The organism is Paraclostridium sp., from assembly GCF_051656405.1.
Taxonomy (GTDB): domain Bacteria; phylum Bacillota; class Clostridia; order Peptostreptococcales; family Peptostreptococcaceae; genus Paraclostridium.
The window spans coordinates 1-11147 of the sequence record NZ_JBOGBV010000016.1 but is presented as its reverse complement, the minus strand read 5'-3'; the positions used below and the strand labels follow the sequence as shown (position 1 = coordinate 11147).

The window sequence follows — 11147 nt, the reverse complement described above, 5'->3', positions numbered from 1 at the left end:
CAAAAGATGCAACTATGGTAACTGAAACGGCACTTTTTAAAGTGTTTTCAAATTATCAATTTGGAAATATACTATCATTAGTAGCTATGGTACTATTATGTACATTCTTTATATCATCAGCAGATTCAGCTACTTATGTGCTTGGAATGTTTACATCTAATGGAGATTTAAATCCAAGTAATAAAAAGAAAATTACTTGGGGTATAATACAAGCACTATTAGCTTTAGCATTATTAATGTCTGGAGGGCTAGAAACATTACAGACTGTGTCTATAGTTTCTGCATTCCCATTTGCTATAATAATGATAGTGAGTATAGTATCAATAACAAAAGCATTAAAAACAGAATTTAAAGTAGAAAATGAAGTGAAAAAAGAATTTGTAAGTAAAAAGGAATATAATAAGCCTGTAGTTAAAATAAAAAAAGAAGCTTATTAAATATAAAAAGGAGTATATTAAAATGATTATATAATCAGCTTAATATACTCCTTTTTTACGATTACTTTTCATAAAGAAACATAGGAACAGATGTATTAACGTGAGTATCTCCAATAACCATAAGTATATCATTTTCTAAAAACTCAATATAAGGTCCAGGTGATATTATAAGTTCTTCACCTCTTTTAATCGCAACAATAGTTCCACCAGTATTTTGCCAAAAGTTAGTTTGACCTGGTGTTTGACCTATTAATTTACAATTAGATTTTATTAGAAACTCAAAAGGAACAAGAGGATTTATTGTAGATAGTCTACTAGAATAGTCTACTATTTTGTTCATAGTTTCTAGAATCTGAGATTCTAACTGACTTCTTGAACTAAGAAGTTCTGACAATTGTGATTTATATGAAGAAACATTTGTTATATTTTGATATTTTTTTAAAAAAGATTCAGCTTTATTACGAGATAAAACTATAATCCCTTTACCTTTTATACTCTCAACAACTTTTAAATCTTCAAGTATTTTTACTGATCTTCTAATTGTTTCAGGAGATACATTGTATTTTCCGGCAAGTGCAGATCTTCCATGAAGAGTGGTTCCTTCAGCTATATAACCATTACATATATTATTTGCTATATCTATAGCAATTTTTTGATATATAGGCATAGTATAAGATTTTTCCATGATTCCTCCAAAATTATATAAAAATATTCTAACACTTAAATATTGTATACCTCTTGTAAATAGATGTCTATAGACATTTTATATATATAAAATAATAATTTTTCATTATTGGCATTTGACAATAATAAAAAAGGGTGTTAGTATTTAATTAGCAAATGCCAATAATAAAAATGGAGGTATGTTTTATGAAAATAGCAATTTCAGCAAGTGGGAAAAATTTAAGTGATTTACTTGATAAAAGATTTGGAAGATGTGAGTTTTTCCAGGTTTATGATACTGAGACAAAAGAAATAAAAATATTACAAAACAAAGGAAATCAGGCTAGTGGAGGAGCAGGAATAGCAGCAGCTAATCAAATAGTAGATGAAGATATAGAAACAATAATAACTGGGAATTTAGGACCTAATGCTTTTGATATACTTTCAGAAAATAGTATAAAAGCGTATACATGTGAATGTTTAGATATAGAAGAGATTTTAAGAAAATATGATAAAAAAGAGCTTAAAGAAATAACTGTATCTGGGCCTAAACATCAAGGATAAAATAATTATTTTGGAGATGATATAAATTGAATATAGCAATACTTAGTGGAAAAGGTGGAACAGGAAAAACTACGATATCAACTAATGTAGCCTTTTCAATAGGAGCAAATTATATAGATTGTGACGTAGAAGAACCAAATGGATTTTTATTTTTAAAACCTGAAATAGAAGATGAAGAAAGTGTGATGGTAGATTACCCAGTAATAGATAATGATAAGTGTAAAAACTGCAAAGCATGTGTAAATGCTTGTCAATTTAATGCTTTAGCAAAGGTAAAAGATAATATTAAAGTATTTGAAAAACTATGCCATGGTTGTGGAGCATGTGAAATTGTTTGTAAGTTTGGAGCATTAACTTATGAAAAAAGAGAAATTGGAAAAATACAAAAGGGAATCAATGAACATATAAATTGCAGTAGAGGTATTTTAAATATAAGTGAACCTATGGCAGTTCCTATTATTAAAAAGCTTTTGAAAAATTTAGGGAATGGACTGAATATAATAGATTGTCCTCCAGGAACATCATGTAATGTTGTAAATTCGTTAAGATATGCACAGGGAGCGATACTTGTAACAGAGCCATCTGAGTTTGGGTTACATGATTTGAAAATGGCTATAGAGCTTGTTAAAATGTATAATATTCCCTTTGGAGTAGTCATAAATAAAGATGATGAAAAAGATAATATAGTAAAGAAATATTGTAGGGAAAATAATATATGTTTATTAGGAACTATTCCTTATGATAAGAATGCGGCTATATTATATTCAAAAGGTGAAATGATTTGTAAAGACGAAAAATATAAAAAAACATTTGACGACCTTTCAAAGAATATAAAGGAGGTACTGCTTTGGAATTAGTTGTATTAAGTGGAAAAGGTGGTACAGGAAAGACTACTATTGCAACAGCATTAGCAGAACTTGAAAAAAATGTAATTAGAATAGACTGTGATGTAGATGCTCCTAACTTATATTTGTTTTATAAAGGGGAAGATATAAAAAAGGAAGATTTCATAAGTGGTAAAAAAGCTACTATAGATATAAATTTATGTGATAACTGTAATAAATGTGAAGAGATATGTAAGTTTGATGCTATTAGTAATTATAAAATAGATCCACTTTTATGTGAGGGATGTGGAGCATGTTTTTTAATATGTCCTAAAAATGCAATACTTATGGAAAATGAGAAAACAGCAGATACATATATCACTCAACTAGAGGATGGATTGATATCTAGAGCACAAATGGAAATTGGAAGTGACGGTTCAGGAAAATTAATTACTCGTTTGAAGGAAAATGGTAAGAAGGCAAATGACGATGAAAAATTAACTATAATAGATGGATCTCCAGGAATAGGATGTTCTGTTATAGCTTCTATAACTGGAAGTGATTTAGTTTTAGTTGTTACAGAACCTACAAAATCAGGAGTTGAAGATTTAAAAAGAGTTATTAAGTTATGTAAACATTTTGATATTTTTACTTTGGTTTGTATAAATAAATATGATATAAATGAGGCTATATCATATCAAATAGAAGAACTTATAAATAAAGAAGGAATACAGTTTGTAGGAAAAATTCCATATGATGACAATGTAATGAAATCTATAAATGAATTAAAACCTATAACACATTATAAAGAAAGTATAGCTAATGAAGCTATACAAAGTATATATAAAAATATAAAAAATATTATAAAAAATTAAAAGGAGATTTAAATTATGAAAATATCAGTTGCATGTGAAGGTAAATTAGTGAGTGGACATTTTGGTCATTGTGAAGGATTTTACACTTGTGAAGTTCAAGATGGAAAAATAGTAGAAGAAAAATTTGTTCAAAATCCAGGTCATAAACCAGGATATTTACCAGTATTTTTAAAAGAGTTAAATGTAAATACTATAATATCTGGAGGAATGGGTGAAACAGCACAACAACTATTTAATCAAAACAATATAGAAGTAGTAGTTGGAGCTCAAGGTAATTGTAGTGATGCTGTAGAAAAATATATAAATGGTAAACTAAAATCAACAGGGTCTGTATGTACAGAGCATGCACATGAAGGTCACTGTAATGAATAAAATAAAAGGTATTCATTATGAATTATAATTTGGATTACTTAAAAAAAGTAATAAGTAAAAGTGGTTATAAAGTAACGACACAAAAAATATTAATATTAGAAGTTATGTTAAATGATAGTAATCATTTAAGTGCAAAAGACATACATGACAAGTTAAAACAAAAAAATATAGGGCTTGCAACTATTTATAGATCCTTGAATTTATTTATTGAACTAAACATAATAAAAAAAGTAGAAATAGACAATATAACTTACTATGAAATGAAGATTTTTAGTAAAAATCCATTTCATATTCACTTTAAGTGTTCTAAATGTGGTAGTATAATTGATATAAACAATAAAGATATAAATATTGATTATATTGGCATAATAAGAAAAATCGAATTAGAAGAAAATTTCGAAATAGAGGATTCTGATATTATGTTTAAAGGGATATGTGATAAATGCAAGGAGGATATTAAATGGCAAGACCAACAAAATTTAGACGGGTAGAATTTTTCCCTGAAGATACATATTTTACACCATTAGATAAGAAAGGGTGTAAAATAGATGAAATGACTTTAAAACTAGAAGAACTAGAGGCTATGAGGCTTAAAGATATAGAAGAGTTAAATCAAGAAGAGTGTGCTAAAAGAATGCAAGTATCTAGGCAAACTTTTCAAAATATAATAGATAGTGCCAGAAAAAAAGTTGCTATAGCACTAACTGATGGAAAAGCTATAAAAATTGATGGTGGTAATTATAGAGCAAGCTTTTGTAAGTTTAAGTGCTTTAATTGCGGAGAGTTATATGAAATAAATTATGAACAGGATAAACATAAGTGTCCATCTTGTGGATCTGATGAGGTCATATGTAGCAAAAAAGCTGGAATTTGCAAAAAGTGGTGTGATAAAAACAAATAAAACTATCTCAATATATTTTGAGATAGTTTTATTTGTTTTTATATAAATCTAGGCGACGGTGATTAAGAACAGGAAGTTCATTTCTGACTTTATCAACATAATTAAAATCTATATCACAAATAAAAAAACCTTCTGTTTCGTCTAACTTATCTACAATATCACCCCAAGGAGAAACAACCATAGAGTTTCCAAATGAAATATATGCATCATCATAATTTCTAGCAGGAGCGCAACCTATTGTATAAACTTGGTTGTCAACTGACCTAGCTTTAAATAATAATTCCCAATGACAAGGCCCAGTCTTCATATTAAAAGCAGCTGGCGTTATAATTGCTTTAGCACCTTCATTAACCATTATTCTAAATATTTCAGGAAATCTTAAATCATAACAAATACAAAGGCCAAATTTACCAAACTCAGTATCAAAAACAGTTACATTATTACCTGGAGTTATAGTTTTAGATTCATGCACAAATTTATCGCCTAGTTGCATATCAAATAAATGAATTTTTCTATGTTTAGCTATGAGTATACCTTCTCTATTAAATACGTAAGAAGTATTATAAATATTATTTTCTTTATCTAACTCCGGCATAGACCCAGCAACTAAATAAATATTACTTTCTTTTGCTAAATTAGATAAATATTTAAAAGTATCTCCTTTTTCATACTCAGCATATAAAGGAAAATTATGTGTTTCATAAGGGCAACAAAACATTTCAGGAAGTATAACCATATCAACAATATCTTTTGAAATTTCATTTAATATTGATCTTAGATTTTTAAGATTTGTAGCTTTGTTTTTATGTACACTCATTTGTACAATGGCTATTTTACATTTACTCATATGTGTTGTACCTGCCTTTCATATATTCTATAATATTATCTTAATATAAGTTTATATAAGATGCTATCTTAATGATATAATATTAATTATATTCAAGTGAGGAAGGAGAAAAAAATATTGAGTGATTTTTTAGTTAATATAAATTCAGATATAAAAAGATGTGAAGAAACACTAAGGGATAATAATTACTTAGAAATTGTTATCGCTATAGAAGAACTTACAGATAAATATAAAGATAGTGTTGATGATATAGAACTATCAAATGGTAGGGTGTGGAATTTTACAACAAAAGACCTTGAGCTTTTAATGAGAAATCTTGAACGTAAAAGAGATGAAATATTAAATAAATATATGGATAATTATATAAATGTAGATAAGTTAATAAGTAGTGTACAGGAAGATATAGAAAACAATAGCAGTTTAAATAATGACGAAAAATCTGAGGCAGCCAAAACAATATATGAAATTAAAAAAATACATAGTGAAAACTTAAACAAATATTTGACTTGGGAAAAGATGAAAAAATATGTAAAATGGAGCTTGACTCAAAATGATATTGTAGGAATGAGTATATTTAATTTAATTAGTATAATAATAAATAATAAAAAGGACAGTTAACTGTCCTTTTTATTTTATCTACATAGATAAGTATTTACATCCACTGATTGTATTAATCCTAAATTTGGAGGATTGCCTACTGCAAATATAGTATATATTCTATTTGCCTTAAGGTTTACTTTACTTGAAAGTGCAATATCTCCATTTTCAGATAAAGCTACTTTTATGTCATACATACCAGCAGGTACTTTAATATAGTCAGAGCTCTCTTTAAAATTAAGATCCTCAAATATAGTAGTGTTATTAGCAAGAATATCAACAGCAGGTGCATCAGGAGAGAGATGAACAACCCTAAGAGTAGCCTCCTTAGTTGAAGGGACTTCATTTATATCATCCTCTATTAATAGTAGTTCTATATTTTCTAAGTTTCCAACAGCTGCTATAGTAAAAATTCTATCATTAGGGACATCTACCATTTTATTTATTACAACAGTCGATGAATCATTTGTAGGCGTTACCTGTATTGTATGCATTCCTTCTTCTAAATAAGAATAATCAGAAAAGTTGGTGAAGGATAAATCTTCAACTACTAATTGACCATCTATATAAACATCAACTTCTGGTGCATCAGGAGATGCATGAAGAACTCTTACAATAGAAGTTCCTTCTTGAGTTTTAAAACAATCCATTTATATAATTCCCCCTTTATACAATTTACCTCACTCATATAGAGTATGAAAAAGTTTATATATTTGTTCTTATCATAAAAAAATAATGAAAAATTAAAAATAGTAGTTAGTATCATTATTATATGGGTATTATAATAATATAAGAAATTAATATAAAACGTATTAGGAGGATTGAAAATGTCAGAAAAAGTGTGCTTATGCAAAGGAATAACAAAGGAAACTATAGTAGATGCAATAAAAAATGGTGCTAATAGTGTTGAAGCAATAAAAGATGTAACTGGAGCTACAACTGGATTTTGTCATGGTGGAAGATGTAAGGCTACTATTGAAAAATTAATAGAAGAAAATAAATAAAAAAATAAAATATAAGATATCGTTTATTTCAAAATATTTAGGGATAGACGGTATTTTTTTACTAAATTACAATAAAAAAATATGATAGGAGTTAATTTTTTGGGGTATAAACTTTAGTAACTGTTTAATTGTCGAAATATGCAATTAAGTTAAAGTTAATTTAATATTTTACTTTATGAACCAAACAAACACTAAAGGAGATTTAATATGAAACACTTATTTACAGAAAAGGTAGTTCCAATAGAACTAGACAACCCATCTATACAAATTGACTTTGATAAATGTATAAAATGTGGATTATGCAAAAGAGTATGTGCAAATGAAATTGGAGTTAATGGATATTTTGATTTAGAAAAGACTGGAGACATAGCTATATGTATAAACTGTGGTCAGTGCGTGCAAGCTTGTCCTAAAAAAGCCATAACTCAAATTATTGATGTAGATAGAGTTAAAGAAGCTATAAATGATCCTGAAAAAATTGTTATATTCAGTACAGCTCCAGCTGTTAGAGTTGCACTTGGAGAAGAATTTAATTTAGAAGAAGGCGCTTATGTAGAAGATAAAATGGTTGATGCCTTAAGAAAATTAGGTGGAGACTACGTATTTGACGTAACATTTGGTGCAGATATGACTATAATGGAAGAAGCCAATGAGTTAGTAAGTCGTATAAAAAATGGAAAAGGTAAAACACCACAATTTACAAGTTGCTGTCCATCATGGGTTAAATTTGCAGAAACTTTTTACCCAGAATTAATACCTAATTTATCAACAACAAAGAGTCCAATAGGGATACAAGGTGCTGTTATAAAAACTTACTTTGCCCAAAAAGCTAATATAGATCCAGAAAAAATAGTAAATGTGACTATAACTCCTTGTACTGCTAAAAAATATGAAATAGATAGACCAGAAATGAATGCTTCAGCTAAGTATAATAAGTCTGAAAATATGCGAGATAATGATATAATATTAACAACTAAGGAACTTGCACAATGGCTAAGAGATGAAGAAATAGATTTTAATGCTTTAGAAGGATCTAAATTTGATAATATATTAGGTCTTGGTAGTGGAGCAGGTGTAATCTTTGGTAATAGTGGCGGTGTTATGGAAGCTGCGGTCAGAACTGTATACAATATACTAACAGATGAGAATCCACATAAAGAATTACTACACTTTAATCCAGTTAGAGGTCTTGAAGATGTAAAAGAAGCAACATTAACTATAGGAGATACTACTTTAAGACTAGCTGCTGTTCAAGGTACTGCAAATGTTAGGACTTTAATAGAAAAGTTAAAATCAGGAGAAGTTGAATATGATTTTATAGAGGTTATGACTTGTAAAGGTGGATGTATAGGTGGAGCAGGACAGCCTAAAATGAAAGCTAGAATTTCAAATGAAATGAGATTAAAACGTATAGAAGGATTATACGACAAAGATAAGAATATAGCTATAAAATGTAGTTATGAAAATCCAGATGTAATAAATGTATATAAAGAATTCTTTAAACAACCTTTATCACATTTATCACATGAACTTTTACACACTACTTTTGAATCTAAACATGATATGTTGGGATTAGAAAAAGATAGCAATGTAAGTGATATAGGATAAGAGAATCGTTGTAATATTACTTGTATAAGTGTACACAAGTAATATTACAACTTTGTCTTATAAAAATAGAAGAACAATAAAATGAAAATTGTGGTATTATTTGGTTATAAGCAAAAAATACAATCAGATAATATCACAATATTACTAAGTATATTTACACTATAAAGAGTCTTAATATTTAGAGGAATTAATGTTTAAATATAGTATTTAAGATAAAATACTCATTTTAAATATTATGTTTGGATATTGATTTTATAATAATTAAAATTGAGGTGAATTTATGGATGTTAAAGCAATTATAGAAAAACTATATGAAACCAATGATGCAACAAAAGAAGAATTATTGTACTTATTAGATAATATAGATGATGAATCAAAAGTATTGCTAATGAAAAGAGCTCATGAAACTAGAATGAAATACTATGGAAATAAAGTTTACATGAGAGGCCTTATAGAGCTAACAAGCTTCTGTCAAAAAGATTGTCTATATTGTGGATTAAGAAGACACAATATAGATGCACAAAGATATAGATTAAACTTAGATGAAGTTCTTGAATGTGTGCGAAAAGGCGATAAATTAGGATATAAAACCTTTGTATTACAAGGTGGAGAAGATGCATATTTTACAGATGAAAAAATTATAGAAATTATTAAAGCTATAAAAAGTGAATTTCCACATAATGCAATAACTTTATCATTAGGAGAAAGAAGCTATGAATCTTATAAAAAGTTATATGATGCAGGAGCTGATAGATACCTATTAAGACATGAAAGTGCTAGTAAAGAGCTATATGAAAGCATACATCCAGGAGAACCTTTTGAAAAACGTAGAAATTGTTTGAAGAATTTAAAGGAAATAGGATACCAATCTGGTGCAGGATTTATGGTTGGAATTCCAAATCAGACTAATTCAGATTTAGTTAATGATTTGAGATTTGTAAAGGAATTTGAACCAGCAATGTGTGGTATAGGACCTTTTATACCACATAAAGATACACCTCTTAAAGATTATGAACATGGAAGTTTAGAAACAACAGTTATATGTTTAAGTATAGTAAGATTATTACTACCAAATGTGCTATTACCAGCAACTACTGCACTTTCTAGCATTGATAAGCATGGAAGAGAAGAAGGATTAAAGGCTGGTGGAAATGTAATAATGCCAAATTTATCTCCTATGTCTGTAAGGGAAAAATACTCTTTATATGATAATAAAGCATATATATTAGATGAAGATGCAGAGTATCGCGTTATGATAGAAAAGAAGATAAATGAAGCGGGGTTTGAGATAGAAGTGAGTAGAGGAGATAATCCTGAATTTATTAAATAATAAAGGAGATTGTATTATGTTTATAAATCATGAAGAAATATATAATATATTAGAAGAAACTAAAAATCCATCAAATGAAGAAATTAAAGAAGTCTTAAATAGAGCGAAAAAAAGAGAAGGGTTATCATATAAAGATATAGCTATTTTATTACAAGCAGAAGATGAAAAAGATTTATCAGAAATATATTCTTTAGCAGGAGAGATAAAAAGAGATATATATGGTAAAAGAATAGTTGTATTTGCACCTCTTTATGTAAGCGATTATTGTGTAAACAACTGTGTTTACTGCGGATATAGAAGAGACAATGAATTCTGTAGAAGAAGATTAACTATGGAAGAAGTTGCAGAAGAAGTTAAAATTCTAGAACAAATGGGACACAAAAGATTAGCACTTGAACTAGGTGAAGACCCAGTAAACGCTCCTATTGATTATGTTTTAGAATGTCTAGATACTATATATAAAACTCAAAATGCAAATGGGGAAATAAGAAGAGTTAATGTAAATATAGCAGCTACAACTGTAGAAAATTACAAAGCATTGCATGACAAAGGAATAGGTACATATATATTATTCCAAGAAACATATCATAAACCAACTTATGATAATATGCATCCAAAATCATTAAAGGGAGATTATAGCTATCATTTAACTTCATTTGATAGAGCCATGGAAGCAGGAATTGACGATGTAGGAGCAGGTGTATTATTCGGGCTAGCAGATCCAAGATTCGAAGTGTTAGCACTTATGATGCATAATGCTCACTTAGAAGAAAAATTTGGAGTTGGATTCCACACAATATCAGTTCCAAGACTTCAAGAAGCAACTGGAGTTACTCTTGAAAATTATCCACACCTATTAGATGATAATATGTTTAAAAAGATTGTTGCAATACTTAGAATAGCGGTGCCATTTACAGGTCTTATATTATCAACTAGAGAAACTGCAGCTATGAGAAAAGAATTATTATGTTATGGAGTTAGTCAAATTTCAGCAGGATCATCAACTGGAGTTGGAGGATATAAGGATAGAGAAGAAGGAAAAGAGAGTAAACAATTTAAAACAAACGATGAGAGAAGTCCAATAGAAATATTAAAAGAACTTTTAAGTGATGGATACATACCAAG

The 11147-nt window shown here is 28.4% G+C and carries 15 protein-coding genes; 12 read left to right on the top strand and 3 right to left on the bottom strand.

The features are described from left to right. Positions 1-437 (top strand): BCCT family transporter (locus tag ACRDDE_RS02735; RefSeq protein WP_438625375.1); only part of this gene is annotated, 437 nt, incomplete at its 5' end. Between the two features lie 61 nt (positions 438-498). Here ACRDDE_RS02735 and ACRDDE_RS02730 read toward each other — a convergent pair. Further along, positions 499-1122 (bottom strand): TrkA C-terminal domain-containing protein, encoded by a 624-nt coding sequence (locus tag ACRDDE_RS02730; RefSeq protein ID WP_021428986.1) that lies wholly within the window; start codon positions 1120-1122, stop codon positions 499-501. Positions 1123-1307: 185 nt separating this feature from the next. Between ACRDDE_RS02730 and ACRDDE_RS02725 the strand changes: the two genes are divergently transcribed. From ACRDDE_RS02725 to ACRDDE_RS02700, 6 genes are read left to right on the top strand one after another with little or no spacing between them, the layout of a single operon-like run. Continuing rightward, on the top strand, positions 1308-1664 hold the full coding sequence (locus tag ACRDDE_RS02725; RefSeq protein WP_438625373.1) for a NifB/NifX family molybdenum-iron cluster-binding protein: 357 nt from the start codon (positions 1308-1310) through the stop codon (positions 1662-1664). A gap of 26 nt (positions 1665-1690) precedes the next feature. Next, positions 1691-2521: a P-loop NTPase gene (locus tag ACRDDE_RS02720; protein WP_438625372.1), complete on the top strand. Its 831-nt coding sequence runs from the start codon at positions 1691-1693 to the stop codon at positions 2519-2521. Beyond that, a complete protein-coding gene (locus tag ACRDDE_RS02715) occupies positions 2512-3363 on the top strand; it encodes an ATP-binding protein (protein ID WP_438625370.1) in 852 nt (283 codons plus the stop codon). The genes ACRDDE_RS02720 and ACRDDE_RS02715 overlap by 10 nt, the downstream gene beginning before the upstream one ends. 15 nt (positions 3364-3378) lie before the next feature. Next, the gene (locus ACRDDE_RS02710; protein ID WP_438625368.1) at positions 3379-3735 is read left to right on the top strand and encodes a NifB/NifX family molybdenum-iron cluster-binding protein; all 357 of its coding nucleotides are present in this window, start codon (positions 3379-3381) and stop codon (positions 3733-3735) included. Positions 3736-3752: 17 nt separating this feature from the next. Continuing rightward, a complete protein-coding gene (locus tag ACRDDE_RS02705; protein WP_438625366.1) occupies positions 3753-4226 on the top strand; it encodes a Fur family transcriptional regulator in 474 nt (157 codons plus the stop codon). Beyond that, a complete protein-coding gene (locus ACRDDE_RS02700) occupies positions 4196-4636 on the top strand; it encodes a DUF134 domain-containing protein (RefSeq protein ID WP_021429031.1) in 441 nt (146 codons plus the stop codon). The genes ACRDDE_RS02705 and ACRDDE_RS02700 overlap by 31 nt, the downstream gene beginning before the upstream one ends. A gap of 28 nt (positions 4637-4664) precedes the next feature. Here the strand turns inward: ACRDDE_RS02700 and ACRDDE_RS02695 are convergent, their stop codons facing one another. Next, positions 4665-5483, bottom strand: a complete 819-nt coding sequence (locus ACRDDE_RS02695; protein WP_438625364.1) for a carbon-nitrogen hydrolase family protein — start codon at positions 5481-5483, stop codon at positions 4665-4667. A gap of 117 nt (positions 5484-5600) precedes the next feature. Here ACRDDE_RS02695 and ACRDDE_RS02690 point away from each other — a divergent pair, with 117 nt between their 5' ends. Continuing rightward, positions 5601-6101: a hypothetical protein gene (locus tag ACRDDE_RS02690; protein ID WP_438625362.1), complete on the top strand. Its 501-nt coding sequence runs from the start codon at positions 5601-5603 to the stop codon at positions 6099-6101. Between the two features lie 14 nt (positions 6102-6115). Here ACRDDE_RS02690 and ACRDDE_RS02685 read toward each other — a convergent pair whose 3' ends face one another. Continuing rightward, positions 6116-6730 (bottom strand): DUF4397 domain-containing protein, encoded by a 615-nt coding sequence (locus ACRDDE_RS02685; RefSeq protein ID WP_438625360.1) that lies wholly within the window; start codon positions 6728-6730, stop codon positions 6116-6118. 177 nt (positions 6731-6907) lie between these two features. Between ACRDDE_RS02685 and ACRDDE_RS02680 the strand changes: the two genes are divergently transcribed. The 4 genes from ACRDDE_RS02680 to hydG all read left to right on the top strand — a co-directional run. Next, positions 6908-7084, top strand: coding sequence for a (2Fe-2S)-binding protein (locus ACRDDE_RS02680; protein WP_438625358.1), 177 nt, complete (start codon positions 6908-6910; stop codon positions 7082-7084). A gap of 207 nt (positions 7085-7291) precedes the next feature. Continuing rightward, on the top strand, positions 7292-8692 hold the full coding sequence (locus ACRDDE_RS02675; RefSeq protein ID WP_438625356.1) for a [FeFe] hydrogenase, group A: 1401 nt from the start codon (positions 7292-7294) through the stop codon (positions 8690-8692). A 280-nt stretch (positions 8693-8972) separates the two neighbouring features. Then, positions 8973-10022, top strand: a complete 1050-nt coding sequence (gene hydE / locus ACRDDE_RS02670) for a [FeFe] hydrogenase H-cluster radical SAM maturase HydE (protein ID WP_438625355.1) — start codon at positions 8973-8975, stop codon at positions 10020-10022. A 16-nt stretch (positions 10023-10038) separates the two neighbouring features. Continuing rightward, the coding region (gene hydG, locus ACRDDE_RS02665) for a [FeFe] hydrogenase H-cluster radical SAM maturase HydG (protein WP_438625353.1) at positions 10039-11147 on the top strand (1109 nt) is incomplete at its 3' end.